We start from the raw sequence: 24,334 nt of genomic DNA on the forward strand, positions 1-24,334 counted from the left end.
CATGATCGCGCTGTCACAGCTGGGGCACCCGGCCCAGGGCGACCAGCAGCCGGCGCAGCAGGCCGGCCAGCTGCTCGCGGTCGTCGTCGGACAGCCCGGCGAGCAGCCGGCGCTCGGTCTCCAGATGGTCGGGCAGCGCGGCGTCCAGGGCGGCGCGGCCGGCGGCGGTCAGCGTGACGACGACGGCCCGCCCGTCGGCCTCGCTGCGCTCGCGGGTGATCAGCCCCTTCTCCTCCAGCCGGTCCAGCCGCTGGGTGATGGCGCCGGAGGTCACCAGCGCGGTGCGCATCAGGGCCGTCGGGGTGAGCTGGTAGGGCTCGCCCGCCCGGCGCAGCGCGGCCAGCACGTCGAAGGACGGCGCGTCGAGGCCGTGCCGGGCGAAGGTGGCCCGCTGGGCGAGGAAGACCTCGCGCTGGAGCTGGGAGATCCGGCCGATGACCCCCATCGGGCTGCAGTCGAGGTCGGGGCGCTCCCGGGCCCACTGCTGCAGGATCAGGTCGACCGCGTCCCCCATCCCGGCCACGCTAGTGCGCTCCGTCACCACTTGGTCACCGTTCCACGCCGCCCGGGACGGCCAGGGACGCGAGGCGCTCGGCGTAGGTGCGGGGCGGGCGGCCGAGCAGGGCGGTGAGCACCCGCGGGCTGCCGGCGAAGCCGTGCGCCCGGTAGTGGTCGAACATCAGCCGCAGGCAGCGTTCGGCGTAGGCGGCCGGCACCTCGTCCGGCGGGACGGCGTCCTCGGCGGTCACCTCCCGGCCCAGGTGCGCGGCCATCAGCTCGGCCAGCCGCGGCGCGGTCAGCGGCTCGGGCCCGGCCGCCTCGAAGGTCCCGCCGTCCAGGCCGTCCTCGGTGAGCAGCACCGCGGCGGCCTCGGCCACGTCGGCCAGGTCGACCAGCGACTGCCCGGTGCGCAGGCCCCACGGGCTGCGCAGCCGGCCGGTGCGCGCCGCCTCGGCCAGCGCATCGTCGAGGTTCTGTGCGTAGGCGCAGGGCTGCAGCACCCGCCAGGCGAGGCCGGTGGCGTCCAGGGCCTCCTCGGCGCGGTCCTTGGCGGCGTGGTGCGGCATCGCCCGGGCCTGCGGGCGCAGCACGGAGTGGTAGACGACCCGGTGGACGCCGGCCTGCCGGGCCGCGCCGAACAGGGCGGCGGCGCCCTCGGCCTCGCGGGGGTCGAAGTTCGGCCAGATCAGGTACAGCGCGGCGGCGCCGGCCAGGACGTCGGCCCACGCCCGCGACTCGGTCAGCTCCGCGACCACCACGTCGGCGCCCAGCGCGGCGAGCTCCGGCCGCGGGCCCGGCCGGGAGACCACCGCCCGCACCGTCAGCCCCCGCGCCCGAAGCGCCCGGACGACGGCGGTGCCGGTCTGCCCGCCCGCCGCCGTCACCACGATCACCCAGGTACCTCAGCAGTGAGATATCGCCGCGTCAAGGACCCGGGGCTCAGCGCAGGCGGGCGCTCAGTCGCACGGTCAGGCCCTGGGGGCCGGGCAGCAGGTCCACGGAGTCCCAGAGCTTGCGGGCCAGCCACAGGCCCATGCCGCCCCGGCTGAGGTCGTCGCCGTGCGCGGGCTGGAAGCCGGCGAGCGGGTCGCCGAAGCCGGTGCCGGAGTCGGTGATGGCGCAGACCATCCGCTTCCCGTCGGTCCAGATGCGGGCCGACACCGGTCGGCGGCCGTGCCGGAACGCGTTGGCCGCGATCTCGCTGGTGGCCAGGTGGAGGTCCTCGCGCTGCTCCCGGTGGGGCACGTGGGCGGCGAGGGCCGCGCCCATCGCGTGCCGCAACCCGGCCAGCGTGGGCGCGTCGTCGACGGCCAGCACCGGCGGGGTGTCCTCCACCGGTTCCCGGGGGACGGGCAGCGTGGCCAGGTACTCGGCGGGGTCACGGTAGTCGGCGTTGAGCGCGCGCTCGCCGTCGGAGACGAGCTCGGGGTGCGTCCGGGCGGCGCTCTCCACCACCTCGGGCGGCAGCGCCCGGCGGTCGTAGAGGCACATCGCGGTCAGCGGGCAGCCGTCGAGCAGCGCGTTGACCGCGGCCTCGTAGCGCTGACCCTCGTGCCAGGTGGCCGGCTCCCGGCCGAACTCGATCTGGCCGAGCACCCGCAGCCAGCCCGACGGGGCGGACGCAGCGCGGTCGAGCAGCCGCCGCGTGACACCGAGGGCGTCGGGCGCCCGGGTGTCGACCAGTGCGATGCGGGCGTCGGTCTCCACCCGGGGGAACTGCTCGCCGAGCGCGCCCGCGACCAGCGCGGCGGTCTCCGGCCCGCAGGAGAGCACGGTGAGGTCGCCGGCGAGCAGGCCCTCCTCCACGAACGGGACGGCGGCGGCCAGCAGCTCGTCGTCCGAGCCGACGAGGGCGGCGGCGTGCGGCCGGGCACCGGGCAGGAGGGGGCGCGCGCGCACGTCAGCACGCTCGTCTGCCCTGTGGTGCACCGCGCTCGTCCTCTTCCTGGCCGGGTCGCTCCAGCCGGCCGAAGCGACATTCTGGGACATCCCGACCCGGTGGAGGTCACCGGGGAGGGCTGTGCGCGTCGTCACGGCGACGGGCGCGCGGCTCCCCCGCCGGGCTCGTCCAGCCCGGCAAGTGCGAGTATGCGCGCCGGCGGTGTGCCCCGCTCCGTCCGGACGCGGAGCTCCAGCCCGGCTTCACCCGCACGAGCGAGGGCCTCCAGCAGCATCCCGACACCGGCGCTGGCCACGTACGTGGTCCGGCGCAGGTCGAGGGTGGCCCGCGCACCGACCGGCAGCCTCGCCAGGCGGCCGAGCACGTCCTCGCGCAGCGGCCCCGTGCTGGCGAGGTCCAGCTCCCCCACCAGCTCCAGCCGCAGCCCCTCCGGCCCGTCGGAGGTCAGCAGCCGCGCCGGCACGCCGCCGTCCTCCGTGATCCGGACGGGCACGCGCACCGCGCCGGCCGTCGCGGCCGGGGGCGGCACCCGGAAGCGCACGGTCGTGCCGGGCCCCTCGCCGTGCTGGACCTCGACCTCGGCGGCGAGCGCGCTGATCAGCTCCAGCCCGCGCCCGCGGTAGCCCCGGTCCTCCGGCGGCGGTCGCCAGACCCCGGAGTCCCGGACCTCCACCCGCACCCCGCCGTCGGCGTCCCGGGCCACCCGGTAGGAGCACTCGCCTCGCCCGTCGCCGGCGTAGGCGTGCTCCACCGCGTTGGCCAGGGCCTCGCCGAGCGCCAGCTGGAGGTCCTCGGCGGTCTCCTCGGGCATCCCGGCCGCGGTCGTCCAGGCGGTCAGCCGGCGGCGGGCGGCGGACAGCCGGCCCGGGTCGGCCGGCAGGGTCTCGGCGAGCGGGCCGGGCAGGAGCCGGGCGGCGATCACCGCGACGTCGTCGGGCTGGTCGGTGTCGGCGAGGACCTCGGTCAGCAGCCGTGCGGTCAGCCGGGCCGGGTCGGCGGCGCCGTGCCGCGCGGCAGCGGCGCAGACCCGGTCCAGCCCCTCGTCGAGCACCTCGCCGCGGCGTTCCACCAGCCCGTCGGTGTAGAGCAGCAGGGTGGCCCCGACGGGGACGTCCGTGGCCGCCTCGGTGTAGTCGGCCCGTCCCGGTACGCCGAGGACGGTCCCCGCGCCGGCGCCGTCGAGCAGCCGGGCACCGTCGGGGGTGACCAGCAGCGCCGGCGGGTGCCCCGCCCGGGCCCAGCACACCGACCCGGCGGCGGGGTCCACGACCAGACAGGCCGCGGTGGAGGCGAGCGCGCCGGGCAGCCGGGCGGCGAAGCGGTCCAGCAGCTCCAGCGCCTCAGCCGGGCTGCAGCCCTGCAGCAGGGCCGCGGACAGGGCGCTGCGCAGCTGCCCCATGACCGCGGCGGCGGCCGGCCCCTGCCCGACGACGTCGCCGACGGCGATCGCCACCCGGCCGTCGTCGAGCTCCACCACGTCGTACCAGTCACCACCGGCCTGGGTGCCCTCGGCGCCGGGGAGGTAGTGGGCGGCCAGCGCCAGCCGCTCCAGCCGCGGCAGCTGGGCCGGCAGCAGGCTCAGCTGCAGGGTCTCGGCGATGCGCCGCTCGGACCGGTACAGGCGGGCGCGGTCGAGGGCCTGGGCGCACTGCTCGGCGACGGCCAGCAGCATGGCCCGGTCGGTGGCGGAGAACCGCTGCACCGTCGGCCAGGCGACGGCCAGGACGCCGACGACCCGGCCGGCGACGACGAGCGGGAGGCCGACGTTGGCGGCCAGCCCGTACTCCCGGAGGGACGTCTCCAGCTCGGGGGGCAGGTGCCGGTCCCCCGTCGACAGCGTGGCGACGTCCTCGACCCACAGCGGACGGCGCTGGCTGACCGCCGTCGTGGCCACCAGCGGCGCCGACAGCGGCAGGCTCTGCCACAGCCGCTGCCCCTCCTCGGAGCCGCCGCTGATGGTCAGCGCGCTCAGCGAGCGGTGCGACGGGTCGAGCTCGTAGACGGCGACCCGGCTGTCCGGCCCGGTGAGCGCGCGGACGTGACCGGCGGCCGCGGCGGCCACCTCGACGGGGGTGGTGGCGGCCGACAGCTCCGCGGTGGCCCGGTGCAACAGGGCCAGCCGGTGGGCGGCGGCGCGCTCCTCGGTCAGGAGCACCGCGTTGTCCACGGCCAGCGCGGACCGGGCGGCGATCTCCTCGGCCAGCGTCCGGTCGTCCTCGGTGTAGGCGGGGGCGTCCGCCCGGCGGCCCAGGACGAGGACGGCGAGCACCCGCCCGCGCACGGTCAGCGGGAGGGCGAGCACCGAGGCGACGGCCAGCGGCGGCGCGACGGCCGGGTGGTCGGCGCCGAGGTCGGTGGCCCCGGACAGCGCCGAGTGCACGACCGACCGGCCGGTTCGCACCACGCCCGGTCCCACGCCGACGTCGGGGTCCAGGCCGGCGAGCGCGGTCTCGGTCTCCCCGTCCAGGCCGGCGATGCCCGCCCAGCGGAGCCGGCCGTCGTCGGTGACCAGCCGGACCGTGCACAGGTCGGCCAGCCGCCGGTCCACCAGCAGCCGGGCCAGCGCGCCCAGCTGCCCGTCGAGGGTCGTCTCCCGGTCCAGCGCGGCCCCGACGTCGGCCAGCAGCGTCTGCCGCTCGGTCTCGCGGATGCGGGCGTTGACGTCGGTGCAGCTGCCGACGTGCCCGGCGAAGGTCTCCCCCGAGCCGATCGGGACGGCCCGCTCCAGCAGCCAGTGGTAGGCCCCGTCGCTGCGGCGCAGCCGGAACTCGACCTCCCAGCCCTCGCGCCGGGACACGGCCGCGTCCACCGTCGCCGCGTAGCGGTCCCGGTCCTCCGGGTGCAGCCCGTCGACCCAGCCGCGGCCGAGCTCCTCCCGCGCCGAGCGGCCGGTGTACTGCGGCCAGCCGCGGTTGACGAACACCCGGCGGCCCTCGGGGTCGGACACCCAGATGAGCGCCGGCGCGAGGTCGGCCATGGCGGTGAACCGCTCCTCCGCGGCCCGGCGGGCCCGACCGAGGCCGAGGTGCGCCCCGACCCGGGCGATGAGCTCCTGCGCGGAGAACGGCTTGACCAGGTAGTCGTCGGCGCCGGCGGCCAGGCCCTCGACCGCCGCCTCCTCCCCGGCCCGGGCCGACAGCAGCACCACCGGGACCCGCGCCGTCCGCGGGTCGGCGCGCAGCGCGGCCAGCAGCTGCACGCCGTCCATCCCCGGCATCATCACGTCGCTGACGACGAGGTCCGGCGGGTCGGCGAGGGCGGCCTCGAGAGCCAGGCGCCCGTCGGCCACGACCCGGACGTCGTACCGGGGGGCCAGCAGCCGGCGGACGTACTCGCGCATGTCGGCGTTGTCGTCGGCCACCAGGACGCGGCCGGCCCGGGCGCCGGCCCCGGGCAGGGGAACGGGGGCCGTCGCGCCGTCGTCCCCGCCGGGGAGCCAGCGCAGCGCCTCGGTGAGGTACGGGGTGGCCGCCGGCGAGACGGCGGGGGCGTCCCCCGCGCCCTCGGCCAGCCGGTCGGACGGCAGGTGCTCGGTGCCGAACGGGAGCGTGACGGTGAACGTCGTCCCCTGCCCGAGGACGCTGTCGACGCCGATGGTGCCGCCGTGCAGGACCACCAGCTCGCGCACCATCGCCAGGCCGATGCCGCTGCCCTCGCCGGAGCGTCCGCGGGCCTCGGCGACCCGGTGGAAGCGCTCGAACAGGCGCGGCAGCTCCTCGGTGGGGATGCCCGTCCCGGTGTCGCTGACGGTGAGCTCGGCGCCGTCGTCCACGGGGCGCAGGCGGACGGCGATGCCGCCGGTGAAGGTGAACTTCAGCGCGTTGGAGAGCAGGTTGAGGACGACCTTCTCCCACATGTCCCGGTCGAGGTGCACCGGTTCCCCGAGCGGCGCGCAGTCGACGGTGAAGTCCAGCCCGGCGCGGGTGACCGCCGAGCGGAAGACGCTGGCCAGCTCGCTGGTGGTGGCGGCCAGGTCGACCGGCTCGAACCGGGCGTCGATGCGCCCGGCCTGGATGCGGGAGAAGTCCAGCAGTGTGTTGACCAGCTTCTGCAGCCGCAGCGTGTTCCGCTCGATGACCTCCAGCTCCTGGCTGATCCGCGGGTCGGCGTTGGCCGCCGGGGAGTGGCGCAGCTCGGCCACCGGACCGGCGATGAGGGTCAGCGGGGTGCGGAACTCGTGGCTGACGTTGCTGAAGAAGTCCGTCTTCGCCCGGTCCAGTTCGGCCAGCGCCTCCGCACGGCTGCGCTCGGCCTCGTAGCTGCTGGCCGCCTGCAGGCCCGAGGCGATCTGGTTGGCGACCAGCTCGAGGAAGCCGCGGTAGCGGTCGTCGTAGCGGCGGTGCGGGTTGAGGCCGGTGACGAGGAAGCCGGTGACGCCCCCGGGGGTCGCACCGATCGGCACCAGCACCGCCTCCTGCGGGGGCCGCCGCCAGTCCCCCGTCGGCAGGCCGGGGAAGCGGTCGGGGAGCTCCTCGACCAGCACGTGCTCCCCGGCCAGCGCCCGCGCCAGCGGCCAGACGCCGTCCCCCGGCCGGAGGACGTGGGGCGCGGCGGCGGAGCCGGGGGCGATCCCGGCCGCGCAGCCCAGCCGGGCGGTCCCGTCCGCCTCGGCCACGTAGGCGAGGCTGAACGGCAGGTCGGCGAGGTTCCGCCCGAGCTGCTCGCAGACGGCATCCAGGACGTCGGCCTGCGTGCGGGTGGCCGCGACCGCCGCGGCGAGGTCGCGCAGGGTGGCCATCCGGCGCTCGCCGACGACGCGCCCGGTGGTCTCGGTGACCACGCAGAGCATGCCTCCCGTACGGCCGTCGGCGTCGTCGAGCGGGCTGTAGGAGAACGTGTGGTAGCTCTCCTCGGGGTAGCCGTTGCGCTCGAGGAACAGCAGCAGGTCCTCGTCCCAGGTCGCGACGCCGGTGTGGAGGACCGACTCGATCCGGGGCCCGATGTCCCCCCAGATCTCCGCCCACACCTCCCGGGCCGGTCGGCCGAGCGCCAGGGGGTGCTTGGCCTGCAGGGTGTCGTGCATGTAGGCGTCGTTGTAGAAGAACGTCAGTTCGGGGCCCCAGGCGGCCCACATGGAGAACCGCGACGTCAGCAGGATCCGGACGACGTTGCGCAGCTCCGCGGGCCAGCTCTCGGGTGGGCCGAGCGGGGTCTCGGCCCAGTTGCGCTGGGCCATCGCGCGGCCGACCTCGCCACCGTCGGCGAACAGCGACCGCTCGAGGCCTCCCTCGTTCACCGCGGCATCACGCAGGGATGGTAGGTCGTGCGGGGCCGGATGGCTCACACCGTGCGGGTCGCGGGCGGCCGACCGGCCAGCTCGTCGAGGACGGCGCGGTCGACCCCGGCGGCGGCGCGCACCTCGGCGTCGTCCACCGCGCCGCAGTCCAGGCCGCGTACCAGCACGCCGGCCAGCGCCCGCGCGGTGGCCGGTTCGTCGAGGACGCCGCCGTCCACGCGCTCCCGGTAGGCGGCCAGCCGCTCCGCGGCCGCGGGCAGCGCCGCCCGGTAGGAGGCGTACGTGGCCACGTAGCGGGTCACCAGCTGGGCGGGGTGCAGGTCCCAGCCCTGGGCGAAGCCGCGCTCCAGCGCCCGCCGCACCAGCCCGGCGTGCAGCCGCCAGGCGGCGTGCACCCGGTCGCGCGGACCCACCGGCAGCACGTTGGTCGACCCGTCGACGGCGCGCGCCCCGGTGCCGGCCACGGCGACCTGCAGCACCTGCTTGGCGAAGTCGGCGGCGGGGTGGTCCGAGGCCTGGTGCGCCGCGGGGATGCCGAGGGCCGCGCTGTAGTCGTAGGTGCCGTAGTGCAGGCCGGTCAGCCGGGGACCGGCCGCGTGCACCAGCCGCGCGGCGGTCGCCGTCCCGTCCGCGCCGAGCACCGCCTGCGGCGTCTCGATCTGCAGCTCCAGGTCGAGGGGGACGCCGTGCGCGGCCTCCAGCGCGTCGAGGACCGGCAGGAAGGCGCGCACCTGCTCGACGTCGGTGACCTTGGGCAGCGTGACGGTGCACCGCGGCGCCGTCCCCGCGAGGCCGCCGAGGAAGAGGTCCAGGCTGCGGACGCCGCGGCGCCGGGTGGGCTCCTCCAGCGACTTGGCCCGGATGCCGATCGACGGCGGGGCCGTCCCCGCGACCACGTCGGCCGCCACCGCCTCGGCCGCCCGGCACACGTCACCGTCCTCGGCACCCGGCGCGCCGCGGTAGCCGTCCTCGGCGTCCACGCGCAGGTCCTCGACCGGCTCCGCGGCCAGCTTGGCGCGCACCCGCGGCAGCACCTGCTCGAGCAGGCCGCCGTCGAGCCCCAGGTCGGGCAGGCCGTGCTCGTCGAGCGCGGCCAGCGCGGCCGCGCCCCAGGCGGCCGCCAGGCCGGGGACGACGGCGTCGGCGGGCACGTAGCAGGTGTGCACCGGCTGCCGGCCGGTCCGTTCACCGGGGTAGCCCGCCGCGCGGGCGGCGTCCACCGGCCCCAGCCGGCGGTCCAGCTCGGCGTAGACGTCGTCGGGGAGCACCCGTCGACCCTGCCACGCCGGCGGGTGTCTGCGCGGCGACGGGCTGGCATCCTCGGCGCATGGGAGCCCTCGACGACTTCAACGCCGAGCCCGCCGACCGCGCCGTCCAGCGGCTGCGGGCCTGCAACGACGCGCCGCGCTTCGCCGCCGAGGTCGCCGCCGGCCGGCCGTACCCGGACGTCGGGACGCTGGTGTCCCGCGCGGAGGAGGTGGCCCGCGGGCTGCCGTGGGCGGAGGTCGAGCTCGCCCTGGCCGTGCACCCGCGGATCGGCGACCGGCCGGAGGGCTCCTCCCCCGGCGCCGAGGCCTCCCGCCGCGAGCAGAGCTCGATGGCCGGGGCGGACGACGCCACCCGGGCCGCCCTGGTCGACGGCAACCGGCAGTACGAGGAGCGCTTCGGCCACGTGTTCCTCGTCCGCGCCGCCGGCCGCAGCCCCGGGGAGATGCTGGCCGAGCTGCGCCGCCGGCTGGGCAACGACGAGCAGGCCGAGCGCGCCGAGGTCACCGAGCAGCTCGCGCAGATCACGGCGCTGCGGGTGCGGGGGCTCGTGTCGTGAGCGTGAGCACGCACGTCCTCGACTCGGTGCTGGGGCGGCCGGCGATGGGGATGGCCGTCCGGCTGTACGCCGGGACCGACCTGCTCGCCGAGGGGGTCACCGACGCCGACGGCCGCTGCCGGCTGGCGGAGGGCGCGACCGGCCCGGGCACCCACCGGCTGGAGTTCGCCACCGGCGTGTGGTTCGCCGAGCAGGGGCGGGACACCTTCTACCCGCAGGTGGTGCTCACCTTCGCCGTCACCGAGCCCGCCGACTCCCACCACGTGCCACTGCTGCTGGCCCCGTTCGCGTACTCCACCTACCGCGGGTCGTGAACGCGCGCGTCATCCGCGCGCAACGTTCCACGTGCAACAGTGCCGCATGGCGATCCGGCTCGGCCCGAACCAGTACGGCAAGGCGGAGGTCCGGGTGGTCGCGGTCGACCGCAGCGGGCCACGGCACGCCCTCGTCGACCTCAACGTCAGCACCAGCCTGCGCGGGGACTTCGCCGCCGCGCACACCGCCGGCGACAACTCCCACGTGCTGCCGACCGACACGCAGAAGAACACCGTGTTCGCCTTCGCCCGCGACGGCGTCGGCACGGTCGAGTCCTTCGGGCTGCGGCTGGCCCGTCACTTCACCGGCGCGTACCCGTGGATCACCGGCGCCCGCGTCGCGATCGACTCCTTCGGCTGGGACCGGATCACCGTCGCCGGGCAGCCGCACGACTCCGCCTTCCGGCGGGACGGCGGCGAGGTGCGGACGGCGGTGGTCACGACCGACGGGGACGACGTGCACGTGCTCGCCGGGCTGCGCGACCTCGTCGTCCTCAAGACCACCGGCTCGGAGTTCTGGGGCTTCCCGCGCGACCGGTACACGACGCTGGCCGAGACCCGCGAGCGGATCCTGGCCACGGCGGTGACCGCCCGGTGGCGCTACACGAGCGCCGACATCGACTTCGACGAGGTGTTCGCGGGGGTCCGGACGGCGCTGCTGGAGACCTTCGCCGCGACCCACTCCCTGGCCCTGCAGCAGACGCTCTACGCGATGGGCGAGGCGGTGCTGGAGCGGTACCCGTGCGTGGCGGAGGTGCGGATGTCGATGCCGAACAAGCACCACTTCCTCAGCGACCTCTCCGCCTTCGGGTCGGACAACCCCGACGTCGTCTACGCCGCCGCGGACCGGCCGTACGGGCTCATCGAGGGCACCGTGCTGCGCGACGACGTCCCGCCCGCCGAGGCGGCCTGGCGGGGGACGCCCGGCTTCTGCTGATGGGCTCCCGTTTCGACTGGTTCGCCGACCGGGTCGCCGAGCACGGGCTGCTCACGCTGACGGCGGTGCGCGGTCCGGGGGTCGAGGACCTGCTGGCCGAGCTCGAGGCGGGCGAGGTCGACCGGGGCGGGTGCACGCTGCGCGAGGCGAGGGACGCCGCCCCGCCGGCCGTCCGGGTCGGGACGACCCAGGGCTGGGTCTACGCCGTGGAGTCCACGACGGTGCGCGGCGCCGACCCCGCGCTGCTCGAGCGGCTGACCGTGGAGGGCGGGGAGGCCGTGGTCCTCTGCTTCACCCCGGCGACCGGCTCCTGCCTGCACGCGCGCGACGGCGTGTACGTGACCGGGTTCGACGCGGCCGTCCCGGAGTTCCGCTGGGGCCGGGAGCCGCACGCCCTGGACACCGAGCTGACCGAGGTCGGGCTGCTGTCCGCAGGTGGGCCGCTGGAAGGGGACGGGCCGCTGGGTGGGGGTGGGCCGCGACCGGCGGCCGCGTGCGCGGAGCTCGTCGAGCGCCGCTTCGGCCTGACCGTCCCCCGCGAGGCGCTCGACGGCCGGCTGCCCTGCGCGACGCTCTACGACTGAGCCGTCGCCGCCGCCTCGACGCCGATGCCGCCGAACAGCATCTGGGCGTGGATGCGCAGGTCGGCGCCGCGCTCGTCGTCGGTACGGGTCAGCCCGGCGCCCTGCTCCACGCCGATCCCGCCGACGCCGCGGAAGGCCCACCACACCCGCCAGTCGGCCGGGACCCGCACTCCCAGGCCACCCATGAGCGCGCGGACGGTGAGGTCGACGCCGCCCGGGACCCGCGGCACGCCGGTGAGGTCCAGCTCGCCGCCGCCCATCACCAGGTCGAGCCGCACCCGGGACAGCTCGGGGTTGGTGGGCCGCAGCTGCACGCCGCCGACCGCGACGACCCGCCGGATGCCGGCCGTGCCCTCGTCGCCCTCGTCCTTGCGGCGGGCGACCAGCCGGCCGGTCACGGCCACCGCCGCCTGGAGCGCCCACCAGCCCAGGAGCCACGGCAGGACCCTGCGGACGGCGGGAGGCAGGCGGCGCGACGTCGTCATGTCCCCAGCCTGCCGGTATCCCGGGCCGCTGCCCAGGGGCGACACCGGGACTGCGACCATCGGCCGGTGAGCGAGCGCGAGACGCTGACCTACGAGACGTTCGGCACCGCGGCGCGCGAGCTGGCCGAGCAGGTCGCCGCGGACGGCTACGAGCCCGACCTGATCCTCTCCATCGCCCGTGGCGGGCTCTTCCTCGGCGGCGCGCTGGGCTACGCCCTCGACGTCAAGAACCTGTTCGTGATGAACGTCGAGTTCTACACCGGCGTCGACGAGCGGCTGGAGCTGCCGGTCGTGCTGCCGCCGACGCTCGACGTCGTCGACCTGACCGGGGCCAACGTGCTGGTGGCCGACGACGTCGCCGACACCGGCAAGACGCTGGAGCTGGTCCGCGACTTCTGCGCCGGCTACGTCGCCGAGGTGCGGACGGCGGTCGTCTACGAGAAGCCGCAGTCGATCGTGCGCTGCGACTACGTGTGGCGCCGCACCGACCGGTGGATCGACTTCCCCTGGTCGACGCTGCCCCCGGTCCGCCGCCGCAGCAGCTCCCCCGGCCGCTGAGCACGGCCCCTGCAGGGGCCGAGGACGGGTCCTCTCAGTAGCGGAAGCGGCCCACCGAGGCGCTGAGCGCGGCGGCCATGCGGGCCACCTCGTCCATCGCGGTCCGCGCGTCGGTCATCGCGCGTGTCGTGGCCCCAGCGGCGCCGGCGACCGAGGCGATGTTCTCGGCGATCTGACCGGCCGAGGTCGCCGCCTCGGCGACGTTGCGGTTCATCTCCGCGGTGGTCGCCGTCTGCTCCTCGACCGCGGCGGCGATGGTGCCCTGCGAGTCGTTGATCAGGCCGATGATCCGGGAGATCTCCCCGATCGCGCGGACGGCGCCGGAGGTGTCGCCCTGGATGGCCTCCACCCGGGCGGTGATGTCCTGGGTCGCCCTGGCCGTCTCCTGGGCGAGCTCCTTGACCTCGTTGGCCACGACGGCGAAGCCCTTGCCGGCCTCCCCGGCCCGGGCGGCCTCGATGGTCGCGTTGAGGGCCAGCAGGTTGGTCTGTTCAGCGATCGCGGTGATCACCTGCACGACCCCGGCGATCTCCGCCGAGGACTCTCCCAGCTTGCTCACCGTCGCGGTGGTCGCGTCGGCGACCTGCACGGCCTGCCCCGCCACCCGGGCCACCTCGCCGGCGTTGCGCGCGATGTCCCGGATCGAGGCGCCCATCTGCTCGGAACCGGCGGCCACCGTCTGCACGTTGACCGACACCTGCCCGGCCGCCTCGGCCACCACCCCGCTCTGCGCCGAGGACTCGTCGGCCAGCCTGGTCATGTCCTGCGCGGTCGCGGACAGCTCCTCGGTCGCCGAGGCCAACGTCGTCGAGGTGTCCCCGATCGTGGCCAGGACGGCGCGCACGTTCCCCATCGAGGCCTCCAGCGCGGCCGCCATCCGGCCCACCTCGTCGCGACTGGTCACCCCCGCCGAGCCGCGCAGGTCGCCGTCCGCGAGGCCGAGGACGACGGCCTGGACACGGCGCAGCGGCCCGACGACCGACCGGGTCACGACCCACCCCAGGGCGGCCAGCACGAGGACGCCGGCGACGGCGACCACGACGGAGAGGGCGATGGCCGTCGTCCGCTGGTCGGCGCTCTCCGCGGCCGCCTCCGCCGCCTCCCCGCCGACGGCCTCTCCCACGGCGGGCAGGTCCTGCTCCAGGACGGCGAACGCCTCGGCGAACTGCGGGTACGCGGCCCGGGCCGCGACCGGGTCGGTGCCGGACAGCGTGACGATCCGGTCGGCGGAGGCCAGGTAGGCCTCGACCGCGGGGGTCACCTCCTCGACGGCCGCGGCGACCACCGGGTCCAGCCCGGCGCCCGCCACCGCCGCGAGGACCTCGCGGAAGGTGGCGGCGTGGTCGGCCAGGTCGGTGACGGCCGCGCGGTGCTCCGGGCCGCCCGCGGCGAGCAGCGACGAGAGCACGTCGCCGCGGACGGCGTCGTGCATCATGTCCGCCTCCAGCGCCGCGCCGGTGGCCGACGTGGTGGCGAGCAGCTCGTCGGCGCGCTCGCCGGTCGCCGACAGCGCCTGCACCGCGACGACCGCGAAGACGGCGAGGACGACGCCACCGGCGGCGACGAGGGCGGCGAGCTTGACGCCGAGGGGACGGTCGGACCAGAGACTGCGCGCCATCGGGCACTCCTGCGAACCGGGATCGGCGCGGAGGTGCGCGCCGTTGCCACGGTGGTTCGGTCGGAGAGTGGAGTGACTACAGCGGAACTGCTCCAAGCTTCATGGACGTGCCCGAACCGTGACCTGCCTCACACGCGCAGCCGGTAGAAGCGGAAGAAGTCGTTGTCGACCGGCAGCACCTCCACGCCGGAGAAGCCGGCCTCCCGGGCGTAGCGCTCCAGGGTCGCCGGCCGCATGACGGTGCCGGTCCCGACCGACGGCTGGGCGGAGCGCCCGTCGGGCAGGCAGCAGGTGAGGCTGTAGCCGTACATCAGCCGCTCGACGTCGTCCCCCGGCGCGGTGAACTGCTCGGCCACCTTCTCGTCGACGACCAGCACGACGCCGTCGGGCCGGGCCATGCGCCGCATCGCGGCGAGGACGGCGACCGGGTCGGGCAGGTCGTGCACGCACTCGAACGCCGTCACCAGGTCGTACACGCCCGGCTCGCCGCCGCCCGACCCCGCGTCGACGGTGGTGAACCGCACCCGGTCGGCGACCCCGGCCTGCTCGGCGTGGCGCCGCGCCTGCTCGACGGAGGGCTCGTCGATGTCGAAGCCCTCGACCCGCGCCTCGGGGTAGGCCCGCGCGATGCCGATGGCCGACCACCCCATGCCGCAGCCGACGTCGGCCACCCGGCCGCCGGCCCGCAGCGCCGCGTCGACGTCGGGCAGCGAGCGCAGGTCCTCCCGGGCCATCGGCCCCAGGAAGTACGGGCGGTTGGCATCGCCCTGGGCCTCCCGGGCGTCAGGCCCCATCTCCGCCCAGCTCAGCCCCGTCCCGGTGCGGTAGGCCTCGCTCAGCCGGGGGAGGTTGCGCGCGAAGGCCAGGGCCACGCGGGCGAACGGCGGCATGTAGGAGAGGTCCAGCTCGTCGAGCAGCACGCCGCGGTACTCCGGCGGCAGGGTGTAGCGCCGCGCGTCGGGCTCGGCCCGGACGTCGTCGACGGTGAGGATGCCGGCCACCGCCTGCTGCTCGAGCCACTCGCGGGCGTAGCGGGCGTCGGTGGCGGTCCGGTCGGCGAGCTCGGGCGCCGTGGCCGGGGCGTCGGCCAGCGCCCGGTACCAGCCCAGCTCGACGCCCAGCTGGAGGGCGGCGAGCTCGAGGGTGGCGATCACCCCGCCGAGGATGCGTTCGGCGAGGTCGGTGGCGGTGCCCGCGGGCGGGGTCTCGGTCGTCGTCATGCCCCCGCACCGTGGCCCGTGGCGCACACCCCCGGCCAGTGCCCTTCGGCCCCGTCCCGGGTCCCGCCCTGAGCTTGCGAGGGGTGGAGAGGACGGGCGGCCTCCTCGCAGGGCCCCGCCGCGAGCGTGCGAGCGGTGGGGGGCGAGGAGGTCCTTCCTCAGCGTCGGGTGGAGACGGTGACGGTGAACCGGCGGTCGGACGCCGCGACCCGGGTCGGCCCCACCAGCCGGCGCAGCGCCGCCCGGTGCGGCAGCCGGTTGTTGTAGACGCACCACAGCTCCCCGCCGGGCCGCAGCACCCGGTGCGCCGCGGCGAACAGCCGGTCGGCGGCACCGGTCACCACGGCGGCGCCGAGGTGGAACGGCGGGTTGCAGACCACCAGGTCCACGCTCCCGTCGGGAACGGTGGACGCCGCGTCGTCCCGGGTCACGCGCACCCGGTCGGCCACCCCGTTGGCCGCCGCCGTCGCCACGGCCGACGCCACCGCGGCCGCGGACTGGTCGCTGGCGTCGACGACGAGCCCCGGCCGGGCCAGCGCCAGCGCCGTGGCGAGCACGCCGGTGCCGCAGCCGAGATCGAGGGCGGTGGCGGCGTCGGGGACGGCACCCGGCAGGGCGGCGAGCAGTGCCCGGGTGCCGACGTCGACCCGCGTGCCGGCGAAGGCGGCGCCGTGCGCGCAGACGGTGAGGCCGAGGTCGGCGTGCTCCTGGCGGTGCGGGAAGGACGTCGGGACGCCCGGCCGCGGCCCCCGGGCGACCAGCACCCGCGACTTCTGCCGGGCCAGCGTGGCCGAGACCTCGGTGAAGCCGATCCGCAGGACGTCGTTCATCGCCAGGGTCATGTGCTTGACCCGGCCGCCGACGAAGAGAGCGACGTCGGGGCCCGCGCCGGCCGCCAGCTCGGTCAGCTCCCGCAGCGCGTCGAGCGACTTCGGCGCCTTGGCCAGCACCACGCGGGCGCCGTCCACCAGCCCGGGGATGAGCGGGAGCGAGCGGTAGGTGCCGGTCAGCCCGGTGCGCTCGGCGTTGCGGGCCAGGGCCAGCTCGCCGACCAGCAGGTCCTGGTGCACGCGGACGTCGCGGGCCCCGGCACCCACCGCGCCGAGGGTCAGCGCGCCGTACGAGTCGTCGACGACGACCACCTCGCCTGGGCCGGCCGCGGCGAGCGCACCGGCCGCCTCGTCGAGCAGCAGCCGGTCGGTGGCGTCGACGGCGACCAGGTCCGGCGCCTCGACGTCCGGCTCCCGCCGCAGCTGCGCGAACAGCTCCTCGGTCACCGACACGCACGCTCCCCCTCCTCCGGCGAGATCGGCGATCTCGGCGGTGTACGGCCCGGGAACCGTACGAGATCGCCGAGCGTAGGCGCGCTCCGCCACCCGGTGATGTGCCATCCGGCCCCGGACGGCGGGGACGGCGACCCGGCGGCAGGATCGGCCGTGCACCAGGTCGAGGGACCGCACCCCGCCGGGAGGAGCCGCCATGGCCGGGACGACGCGCGAGTGGCACCTGGCCGCCCGCCCGCACGGGGAGCCGACACCGGAGGACTTCCGGCTGGTCGAGGTCCCGGTGTCCGACCCGGCCGAGGGGCAGGTCGTCGTCCGCCTGGTCGCGATGTCGGTCGACCCGTACATGCGCGGCCGGATGCGGGACGCCCCGTCCTACGCCGCACCGTGGGCGGTCGGCGAGGTGATGCGGGGCGGCGCCGTGGGCCGGGTGGTCGCCTCGCGGGCGCCGGACCTGCCCGAGGGCGCGCTGGTGCTCACCGACGCGGCCTGGCGGGAGGTCGCCGTCCTGGACGCCGCCGCGGTGACCCGGCTGCCCTCGCTGACCGACGTCCCGCCGTCCTGGTTCCTCGGCGTGCTCGGCATGCCCGGTCTCACCGCGTACACCGGGCTGTTCCGGATCGCCGGGTTCACCGCCGGCGAGGACCTCTACGTCTCCGCCGCCGCGGGCGCCGTGGGCAGCCTGGTCGGGCAGTTCGCCCGGCTGCGCGGCGCCGGTCGGGTCGTGGGCAGTGCCGGCAGCCCGGCCAAGGTCGCCTGGCTCACCGGCGACCTCGGCTTCACCGCCGCGTTCGACCACCACGACGGCCCGGTGGCGCTCTCGCTGGCCGAGGCCGCCCCCGACGGCGTCGACGTGGTCTTCGACAACGTCGGCGGCGCGCACCTCGAGGCCGCGCTGAACGTGCTGCGGGTGCACGGTCGGGCGGCGCTGTGCGGGTCGATCTCCGGCTACAACGCCGTCGAGCCGCCGCCCGGGCCCCGGAACATGGGCCAGATGGTCGGCAAGCGGCTGACGCTGCGCGGCTTCCTGGTCGGGGACCACGCCGACCTGCGGGAGGAGTTCACCGAGACGGTGTCGGGGTGGCTGCGGTCGGGGGAGCTCGTGGTCCGGGAGACCGTGTACGAGGGGATCGAGAACGCCGTGCCGGCCTTCCTCGACCTCCTGCGCGGGGCCAACACCGGCAAGATGGTCGTCCGCCTGGCCCCCGACCCCGACTGAACCGCCGGGTCCGGGGCAGTCTGGGGGCATGTGGCTGTTGCTGACCCGCCGTTTCCGCATGTGGCTGGTGCTCACCGTCGTCGTCCCGCTGACCTCCGGCCTGCTGCGCCGCGCCGGCCGCGCCCTGGAGCGGCGCACCGGCTCCACCCCGCTCACCCGCGGGCTCTACCGCGCCGGCGACCTGGGCGACCGGGCGCGGACGACGCTCCGTGGCGGGCGCCGCCGCCGGTGACGGTCGACCCCGCGCTCGAGCACGTCCCGCCGAGCGGCCCGCTGCGGGCGCTGGCGGTCTTCTGCCACGGCGGCACGGTGGCCAGCGTCGAGCCGCCGCGCGAGCGGGCCCTGTCGCTGCTGCGCATGCGGGCCATCGAGCAGTTCGTCCGCGCGTCGACGGCCGAGCAGGGCGTCGGCACGTACCTGGTCCGCTACCGGGTCGCCGGCTGGAACGGCGTGTCGGCCGACGCCTACGCCGACGTGCGCTGGACCCTCGCCCAGCTGCGGGCCCGCCACGGCGAGGTCCCGGTGGTGCTGGTCGGCCACTCGATGGGCGGTCGCGCGGTGCTGCGCGCCGGCGGGGACCCGGCGGTGCGGGCGGTCTGCGCGCTGGCCCCGTGGACCCCGCCCGGCGAGCCGGTGGAGCACCTGCGCGAGCAGACCGTGGCCGTGCTGCACGGGCGGGGCGACCGCTGGGTGCCGGCGGCGCTGTCGGCCGACTTCGCCGTCCGCGCGCGGGAGGCCGGCGCCCGGATCGCCCGGTTCACGATCGCCGGCGGGCACAGCATGGTGCGGCGGGCGCCGGTGTGGCACGCGTTCGTGCGGGACGTCGTCCTCGGCGGGGCGGGGCTGGCCCCGTGGCGGGCCGACCTCGCCGCGGCCCTGGAGCACACGGAGCTCGCCGTCCCCCTGTGAGCGGAGGAGATCCGTGCGGGTCACCCGCACGGATCTCCTCCGGTGCGTCAGGAGAAGAGGGCGCTGTAGCCGTTGAGCGCGGGCTGCCCGCCGAGGTGGGCGTAGAGCACGGTGGACGACGGGTCGATCTCGCCGCGGCCGACCAGGTCGATGGTCGCGGCCATCGACTTCCCCTCGTACACCGGGTCGGTGACCATGCCCTCGGTGCGCGCGGCCAGCTCCATCGCGCGGATCGTCGTCTCGTCGGGGATTCCGTAGACGCCGGCGTGGTAGCGCTCGTCGAGCTCGACGTCGTCGCGGGTGAGCTCGCGCCGCAGGTCGATCCGCGAGCCCGTGCGCTGGGCGATGCGCAGCACCTGCTCGCGGGTCTCGGCGGGTCTGGCCGACGCGTCGATGCCGAGCACCCGCCGCGGCCGGGCGCCGTCCTCCTCCAGCTTGGCGAAGCCGGCGATCATGCCCGCCTGCGTCGAGCCGGTGACCGAGCAGACCACGACCGTGTCGAAGAAGACGCCGAGCTCGGCCTCCTGCGCGGCGACCTCCTCCGCCCAGCCGGCGAACCCGAGCCCGCCGAGCGGGTGGTCCGAGGCGCCGGCCGGGATCGCGTAGGGCTTGCCGCCGCGCTCCTCGATCTCGGCGAGCGCGGCCTCCCAGCTCTCCTTGAAGCCGATGCCGAACCCGGCCTTGACCAGCCGCACGTCGGCCCCGGCCAGCCGGCTGATCAGGATGTTGCCGACCTTGTCGTACACCGCGTCGGGCCAGTCGACCCAGCTCTCCTGCACCAGCACGCACTTCAGGCCCACCCGCGCCGCCACCGCGGCGACCTGCCGGGTGTGGTTGCTCTGCACGCCGCCGATCGACACCAGCGTGTCGCAGCCCTGGTCCAGCGCGTCGGCGACGAGGTACTCGAGCTTGCGGGTCTTGTTCCCGCCGAACGCGATGCCGGAGTTCACGTCCTCGCGCTTGGCCCACACGGCGGCACCCCCGAGGTGCTCGGTGAGCCGGTCGAGCCGGTGCACCGGCGACGGGCCGAACAGCAGCGGGTAGCGGGGGTAGTCAGACAGGGCCATCGGGCATCTCCAGTTCGGACAGCAGCGCCGTCCAGATCTCGGTGGTGGTGGCGACGGCGGCGTCGACGTCGGATTCCGCGCAGGCGGTGATCAGGCGGTCGTGCAGGACGACGGACTCCCGCCCGTGCGCCGCGGCGAAGCGGGCCCGCTCCAGCCGGCGGACGGCGGGGGTGAAGCGTTCGATCGTCGCGGCCACGGCGGCGTTCCCACAGCGCTCGACCGGGACGGCGTGCAGCTCGTCGTCGGCGGCCAGCGCGGCGTCGACGTCCCCGGTCGCGACCGCGGCGGCGAACCGCTCGTTGGCCGCGCGCATGCGGGCGACGTCGTCCGGGGTCACCTGCGGCACCGCCTCGCGGACGGCGAGCTCGTGCATCGCCCGGACGACGACGCCGGCGTCGTGGACGTCGCGCACCCGCAGCGGGGTGACCCGGGTGTGACTCTGCGGCTTGGCCTCGACCAGCCCCTCGTCGGCCAGCCGGGCCAGCGCCGCGCGCACCGGGGCGACCGACAGCCCGAGCCGGGCGGCCAGCTCGGCGTCCTTCACCACCGCACCGGGCGCCAGCTCGCCGGAGACGATCGCCTGCCGGATGCGCACCAGGGCGACGTCGCGCAGCAGCACGCGGCCGATCGGAGCGAGAGACACAACTGACATCTCAGATGTGAGAGGCGGCGACGTCAAGCGCGCTGGCGGAACCGCTGCGGTCGTTGGCAGTCGGGGGCGTCGTCGCCCGCCGCCCCGCACCCCACGATCGACGGTGTGATCGACGACTGGAGCACGCCGCCCGCCGAGGCCGCCGCGCACTTCGCCCACCGCCTCGCCGTCGAGACCGACGTGAGCGACGTCCACGCCGCGATCGAGTCCGGGGCGCCCGGGTTCGTGCTGCTCGACAGCCGCAGCCGCGAGGCCTGGGAGCAGGGACACGTCCCCGGGGCGGTGCACCTGCCGGGCCGGGAGGTCGTCCGGCGCGCCGCGGCCGAGCTGGACCCCTCGACCCCGGTGGTCACCTACTGCTGGGGCCCGGGCTGCAACGGCGCCACCCGGGCCGCCCTGGCGCTGGCACTGCTGGGCTACCGGGTGCGGGAGATGATCGGCGGCTTCGAGTACTGGGCGCGGGAGGGGCTGCCGGTGGCGACGGCGACCGGCCCCTCCCGGCTCGCGGTCGACCCGCTCACCGCCGTCGACCCGCTCAGGGCCCCCGCCGGCGTCCGCTGCGCCTGCTGATCAGCCGAACGCCGGCGCCGGGTCGTCGGACAGCCGGGCCCAGAGCAGCTCGTCGTGCTTGAGCCCGTCGCCGTAGCGGTACGAGCGGCGCAGCCGGCCCTCGAACGAGAAGCCCGCCTTCTCGGCCACCCGCGCGGAGGCGGTGTTCTCCACCGCGTGGCACAGCTCCACCCGGTCGACGTCCAGCCGCGCGAAGGCCCAACGGCAGGCGGCGTCGACCGCGATCGGGGCGACGCCGCGCCCCCGGGCCGCGGGCACCGTCCAGTACCCGATCTCGGCGTCGGCCTGTGCGCGGTCGATGGAGTGCAGGGACACCGAGGCCAGCAGCGTGCCCGCGGCGTCGACGACGGCCCAGGCGGCACGGTCCTCGAGCGCCGGGTCCATCCGGACCCGCACGATCAGCGCGGCGTCCTCCCGCGAGACCACGCCCGCCCCGCTCCACATCCGGCTGGCGGGGTCCTGCAGCGCGGCGAAGACGTCGGGGACGTCGTCGGTCCGCCAGGGCCGCAGACGCAGCGCACCGGCGGCCAGCTCATCGGGGATCACGGAAGGGCATCGTGCCTCACGGCCCCGAGCGGAGTGCCACGGGCGCGTTCTCCGCGCCGTGGGACTCCGCTGGGGCGTTAGGCGGGGAGGGAGACCCCGACGCCGCCACGGGTGTGCGCGCCGTAGCGGGCGATCTCCTGGTCGAGGTCCAGCGGCGAGGTCATGGCCGCGCCCGCCGTGAGCTCCGGGGTGATGAACTCGGCCGGCAGCAGCCAGGACACCTCGAACTCCAGGCCGTCCGGGTCGTGCGCGTAGAGGGCCTTGGTGGTCACGTGGTCGCTCATCCCGACCAGCGCCCCGGCCTGCAGCAGCGCGTCGCGGATGCGGGCGAGCTCGGCGAGGGTGTCGACCTCCCAGGCCAGGTGGTAGAGGCCGACCGTGCGCCGGCCGGCCTCCGAGGCGCCGGCGGCCGCGCCGATCTGGAACAGGCCGAGGTCGTGGTCGTTGCTCGACCCCTCGGCCTGCAGGAACACCGCGGCACCGGGGATCTCCATCTTGGCGCGGAAGCCGAGCACATCGCGGTAGAAGGCGTGGCTGCGGGCGACGTCGCGCACGTAGAGGACGGCGTGGTTGAGGCGCTGGACGGGCATGGTCGGACTCCTGACGGTCGGCAGGACGCCAGTGTGCGCCCATCTGCTTGAGACTTCAAGTATCGGTCGCGCCCGATCGGGTAGGTGCCGGGCATGGACCACTCGCGCGCCCCCGTCCTCGAGGCCCTGCAGGAGTTCCGCCGCCGGGGGGACGTCGTCTTCGGCCCGCCCGGCCACAAGCAGGGCCGCGGCGCCGACCCGCGGGTGGTCGAGGTCGTCGGGGAGGGCGTGTTCGCCTCCGACGTCCTCTCGCTCAACGGCCTCGACGACCGGCGCGAGTCGCAGGCGGTCACCACCCAGGCCGAGGACCTCATGGCCGACGCCGTGGACGCCGACAAGGCCTTCTTCTCCACCTGCGGCAGCTCGCTGTCGGTGAAGAGCGCGATGATCTCGGTCGCCGGCCCGGGCGAGGAACTGCTGGTCAGCCGCAACGCGCACAAGTCGGTGGTGGCCGGGCTGATCATCAGCGGCATCCGCCCGGTCTGGGTGCACCCGCACTTCGACGCCGAGCGGCACCTGGCCCACCCGCCGGAGCCCGAGGACGTCCGCCGCACGCTCGACCGGCACCCGCAGGCCAAGGGGATGCTGCTGATCACCCCGACCGACTGGGGCACCTGCGCCGACATCGCCGGCGTCGCCGAGGTGTGCCACGAGCGGGACCTCCCGCTGATCGTCGACGAGGCCTGGGGTGCCCACCTGCCCTTCCACCCCGACCTGCCGGCCTGGGGGATGGACGCCGGCGCGGACGTCGTCGTCACCAGCGTGCACAAGATGGGCGGGGCGATCGAGCAGAGCTCGGTGTTCCACCTCAAGGGCTCCCGCGTGGACCCGGAGGTGCTCAAGCAGCGGGAGGACCTGCTGGGCACCACGAGCTCCTCGTCGCTGGTGTACCTGACCCTCGACGGGTGGCGTCGGCACATGGTCGAGCAGGGCGAGGAGCTGCTGGGCAGGGCGATCGAGCGCGCAGCGCGCATCCGGGCGGAGATCGACGCACTGCCGGGCCTGGCGGTCATGGGCCGCGAGGTGGTCGGCACCGGCGGCGCCTTCGACCTCGACCCGCTGGCGATCACCGTCGACGTCCGGGGCCTGGGCATCACCGGCTTCCAGGCCGGGGACTGGGTGCGCGCCGCCTGCCACGTGGACCTCGGCGCGGCCGACACCTTCCGCGTCAACGCCCGCATCACCCACGCCGACGACGACGAGACGGAGAAGGCGCTGCTGGACGCGCTGCGGGCCCTCGTGGAGGGTGCCGCGTCGATGGAGCGCCCGCCGCAGGTGGACCTCCCCTCGCCGCAGGGCCTCGAGCTGGAGCAGGCGATGACGCCGCGCGATGCGTTCTTCGCCCGTGTCGAGCAGGTGCCGGCCGCCGAGGCGGTGGGCCGGGTGGCCGCCGAGCTGGTCAGCCCCTACCCGCCCGGCGTCCCGGTGCTGGCGCCCGGCGAGCGGATCAGCCAGGACGCCGTCGACTACCTGACCAGCGGGGTGCAGGCCGGGATGCTCATCCCCGACGCCGCGGACCCGTCGATGGAGACCCTCCGCGTCGTCTCATAGCCCTCGGGAGGCCAGCGGTGACCGGCTCGGTGGACGTCGTCGTCCCGCCGCCGCTGCGCTTCCTCCTGCCGGGACGGGACCGGCACCGCGGCGTCCGGCGGATGCGGTTCGACCCCGACGCCACGCTCGGCCACGTCGTCCAGGCGGCCGGGGTGCCGCTGACCGAGGTCGGCGGTCTCCGGGTCGACGGCGCCCCCGCCGGGGTCTCCGACCGGACTCGGCCGGGCAGCACCGTGGAGATCGCCGAGGTCCCGCGGCCGCAGCCGGTGCCGGCCGGCGGCTTCCTGCTCGACGTCGGGCTGGGCACGCTGGCCCGCCGGCTGCGGCTGCTCGGCCTGGACGCGGCGTGGTCCAACGACGCCGACGACGCCGACCTCGTGGTCCGCGCGACCGCCGAGGAGCGCGCCCTGCTCACCCAGGACCGCGGCCTGCTCATGCGCCGGGCCCTGCCGTCGGGGGCGCTGGTCCGCGGCGCCCGGCCCGACGACCAGCTCGCCGACGTCCTGGACCGGTTCGCTCCCCCGCTGGCGCCGCTGACCCGCTGCACCGCCTGCGGCGCCCGGCTGCTGCCGGTGGCCAAGGCCGACGTCGCCGACCGGCTGCCCGCCGGCACCCGGCGGACCTACGAGGAGTTCTCCCGCTGCCCGGCCTGCGACCGGGTCTACTGGCGCGGCGCGCACGCCCGCCGGATCGACGCGCTGGTCCGGACGGCGACCCGGTAGGCCCCCTAGGTCGGCCCCCGGGGGCCACGGGCTGGCCCGCACGTGTC

Annotated in this window: 24 protein-coding genes; 11 read left to right on the forward strand and 13 right to left on the reverse strand. The window is 76.2% G+C overall.

All coding sequences use genetic code 11. The features are described 5' to 3' along the window. Positions 1-13: 13 nt before the first annotated feature. The 5 genes from ACI79D_RS08280 to ACI79D_RS08300 form a co-directional block, all read right to left on the reverse strand. Positions 14-541 carry a MarR family winged helix-turn-helix transcriptional regulator gene (locus tag ACI79D_RS08280; protein WP_456917887.1) on the reverse strand — a complete coding sequence of 176 codons (528 nt, stop codon included), beginning with the start codon at positions 539-541 and terminating at the stop codon, positions 14-16. Between the two features lie 7 nt (positions 542-548). Next, complete coding sequence (locus ACI79D_RS08285) at positions 549-1,394, reverse strand: SDR family oxidoreductase (protein ID WP_456917888.1); 846 nt, start codon at positions 1,392-1,394, stop codon at positions 549-551. 46 nt (positions 1,395-1,440) lie between these two features. Continuing rightward, positions 1,441-2,400, reverse strand: a complete 960-nt coding sequence (locus tag ACI79D_RS08290; RefSeq protein WP_456917889.1) for an anti-sigma factor RsbA family regulatory protein — start codon at positions 2,398-2,400, stop codon at positions 1,441-1,443. A gap of 131 nt (positions 2,401-2,531) precedes the next feature. Continuing rightward, complete coding sequence (locus tag ACI79D_RS08295; protein WP_456917890.1) at positions 2,532-7,637, reverse strand: SpoIIE family protein phosphatase; 5,106 nt, start codon at positions 7,635-7,637, stop codon at positions 2,532-2,534. A gap of 44 nt (positions 7,638-7,681) precedes the next feature. Beyond that, positions 7,682-8,905 carry a DUF6986 family protein gene (locus ACI79D_RS08300; RefSeq protein ID WP_456917891.1) on the reverse strand — a complete coding sequence of 408 codons (1,224 nt, stop codon included), beginning with the start codon at positions 8,903-8,905 and terminating at the stop codon, positions 7,682-7,684. Positions 8,906-8,964: 59 nt separating this feature from the next. Here ACI79D_RS08300 and uraD point away from each other — a divergent pair, with 59 nt between their 5' ends. The 4 genes from uraD to ACI79D_RS08320 are packed head-to-tail and all read left to right on the forward strand — an operon-like array spanning position 8,965 to position 11,297. Next, positions 8,965-9,462: a 2-oxo-4-hydroxy-4-carboxy-5-ureidoimidazoline decarboxylase gene (gene uraD / locus ACI79D_RS08305; RefSeq protein ID WP_456917892.1), complete on the forward strand. Its 498-nt coding sequence runs from the start codon at positions 8,965-8,967 to the stop codon at positions 9,460-9,462. A gap of 2 nt (positions 9,463-9,464) precedes the next feature. Further along, the gene (gene uraH, locus ACI79D_RS08310) at positions 9,465-9,776 is read left to right on the forward strand and encodes a hydroxyisourate hydrolase (protein ID WP_456917893.1); all 312 of its coding nucleotides are present in this window, start codon (positions 9,465-9,467) and stop codon (positions 9,774-9,776) included. A 46-nt stretch (positions 9,777-9,822) separates the two neighbouring features. Further along, positions 9,823-10,713: a factor-independent urate hydroxylase gene (gene pucL / locus ACI79D_RS08315; protein WP_456917894.1), complete on the forward strand. Its 891-nt coding sequence runs from the start codon at positions 9,823-9,825 to the stop codon at positions 10,711-10,713. Beyond that, positions 10,713-11,297 carry a DUF6461 domain-containing protein gene (locus ACI79D_RS08320; protein ID WP_456917895.1) on the forward strand — a complete coding sequence of 195 codons (585 nt, stop codon included), beginning with the start codon at positions 10,713-10,715 and terminating at the stop codon, positions 11,295-11,297. The genes pucL and ACI79D_RS08320 overlap by 1 nt, the downstream gene beginning before the upstream one ends. Here ACI79D_RS08320 and ACI79D_RS08325 read toward each other — a convergent pair. Next, positions 11,288-11,782 carry a hypothetical protein gene (locus ACI79D_RS08325; RefSeq protein WP_456917896.1) on the reverse strand — a complete coding sequence of 165 codons (495 nt, stop codon included), beginning with the start codon at positions 11,780-11,782 and terminating at the stop codon, positions 11,288-11,290. The genes ACI79D_RS08320 and ACI79D_RS08325 overlap by 10 nt on opposite strands. Before the next feature lie 66 nt (positions 11,783-11,848). Between ACI79D_RS08325 and ACI79D_RS08330 the strand changes: the two genes are divergently transcribed. Then, positions 11,849-12,340, forward strand: a complete 492-nt coding sequence (locus ACI79D_RS08330; RefSeq protein WP_456917897.1) for a phosphoribosyltransferase — start codon at positions 11,849-11,851, stop codon at positions 12,338-12,340. A 34-nt stretch (positions 12,341-12,374) separates the two neighbouring features. Here ACI79D_RS08330 and ACI79D_RS08335 read toward each other — a convergent pair whose 3' ends face one another. The 3 genes from ACI79D_RS08335 to ACI79D_RS08345 form a co-directional block, all read right to left on the reverse strand. Beyond that, the gene (locus tag ACI79D_RS08335) at positions 12,375-13,958 is read right to left on the reverse strand and encodes a methyl-accepting chemotaxis protein (protein ID WP_456917898.1); all 1,584 of its coding nucleotides are present in this window, start codon (positions 13,956-13,958) and stop codon (positions 12,375-12,377) included. 128 nt (positions 13,959-14,086) lie between these two features. Then, positions 14,087-15,178: a class I SAM-dependent methyltransferase gene (locus tag ACI79D_RS08340; protein WP_456917899.1), complete on the reverse strand. Its 1,092-nt coding sequence runs from the start codon at positions 15,176-15,178 to the stop codon at positions 14,087-14,089. Between the two features lie 158 nt (positions 15,179-15,336). Next, positions 15,337-16,461, reverse strand: coding sequence for a class I SAM-dependent methyltransferase (locus tag ACI79D_RS08345; RefSeq protein ID WP_456917900.1), 1,125 nt, complete (start codon positions 16,459-16,461; stop codon positions 15,337-15,339). Between the two features lie 196 nt (positions 16,462-16,657). Between ACI79D_RS08345 and ACI79D_RS08350 the strand changes: the two genes are divergently transcribed. The 3 genes from ACI79D_RS08350 to ACI79D_RS08360 are packed head-to-tail and all read left to right on the forward strand — an operon-like array spanning position 16,658 to position 18,589. Beyond that, positions 16,658-17,680: an NADP-dependent oxidoreductase gene (locus ACI79D_RS08350; protein ID WP_456917901.1), complete on the forward strand. Its 1,023-nt coding sequence runs from the start codon at positions 16,658-16,660 to the stop codon at positions 17,678-17,680. A 28-nt stretch (positions 17,681-17,708) separates the two neighbouring features. Next, positions 17,709-17,912 (forward strand): hypothetical protein, encoded by a 204-nt coding sequence (locus ACI79D_RS08355; protein WP_456917902.1) that lies wholly within the window; start codon positions 17,709-17,711, stop codon positions 17,910-17,912. Beyond that, positions 17,909-18,589: an alpha/beta fold hydrolase gene (locus tag ACI79D_RS08360; protein ID WP_456917903.1), complete on the forward strand. Its 681-nt coding sequence runs from the start codon at positions 17,909-17,911 to the stop codon at positions 18,587-18,589. The genes ACI79D_RS08355 and ACI79D_RS08360 overlap by 4 nt, the downstream gene beginning before the upstream one ends. Before the next feature lie 47 nt (positions 18,590-18,636). Here ACI79D_RS08360 and ACI79D_RS08365 read toward each other — a convergent pair whose 3' ends face one another. Continuing rightward, entirely contained in the window at positions 18,637-19,656 is a 1,020-nt protein-coding gene (locus ACI79D_RS08365; RefSeq protein WP_456917904.1) for a 1-aminocyclopropane-1-carboxylate deaminase, read from the reverse strand. Next, the gene (locus ACI79D_RS08370; RefSeq protein WP_456917905.1) at positions 19,643-20,299 is read right to left on the reverse strand and encodes a GntR family transcriptional regulator; all 657 of its coding nucleotides are present in this window, start codon (positions 20,297-20,299) and stop codon (positions 19,643-19,645) included. The genes ACI79D_RS08365 and ACI79D_RS08370 overlap by 14 nt, the downstream gene beginning before the upstream one ends. Positions 20,300-20,413: 114 nt before the next feature. Between ACI79D_RS08370 and ACI79D_RS08375 the strand changes: the two genes are divergently transcribed. Next, positions 20,414-20,878: a rhodanese-like domain-containing protein gene (locus tag ACI79D_RS08375; protein ID WP_456917906.1), complete on the forward strand. Its 465-nt coding sequence runs from the start codon at positions 20,414-20,416 to the stop codon at positions 20,876-20,878. Here ACI79D_RS08375 and ACI79D_RS08380 read toward each other — a convergent pair whose 3' ends face one another. Then, positions 20,879-21,424, reverse strand: a complete 546-nt coding sequence (locus ACI79D_RS08380) for a GNAT family N-acetyltransferase (RefSeq protein WP_456917907.1) — start codon at positions 21,422-21,424, stop codon at positions 20,879-20,881. 77 nt (positions 21,425-21,501) lie between these two features. Further along, positions 21,502-22,014, reverse strand: coding sequence for a VOC family protein (locus ACI79D_RS08385; RefSeq protein WP_456917908.1), 513 nt, complete (start codon positions 22,012-22,014; stop codon positions 21,502-21,504). Positions 22,015-22,107: 93 nt separating this feature from the next. Between ACI79D_RS08385 and ACI79D_RS08390 the strand changes: the two genes are divergently transcribed. Together ACI79D_RS08390 and ACI79D_RS08395 are read left to right on the forward strand one after the other, a co-directional pair. Then, positions 22,108-23,565, forward strand: a complete 1,458-nt coding sequence (locus tag ACI79D_RS08390; RefSeq protein ID WP_456917909.1) for an aminotransferase class I/II-fold pyridoxal phosphate-dependent enzyme — start codon at positions 22,108-22,110, stop codon at positions 23,563-23,565. A gap of 17 nt (positions 23,566-23,582) precedes the next feature. Continuing rightward, a complete protein-coding gene (locus ACI79D_RS08395) occupies positions 23,583-24,287 on the forward strand; it encodes a Mut7-C RNAse domain-containing protein (RefSeq protein ID WP_456917910.1) in 705 nt (234 codons plus the stop codon). Positions 24,288-24,334 lie beyond the last annotated feature (47 nt).

The sequence above is a fragment of the Geodermatophilus sp. SYSU D00708 genome (genome assembly GCF_054050115.1).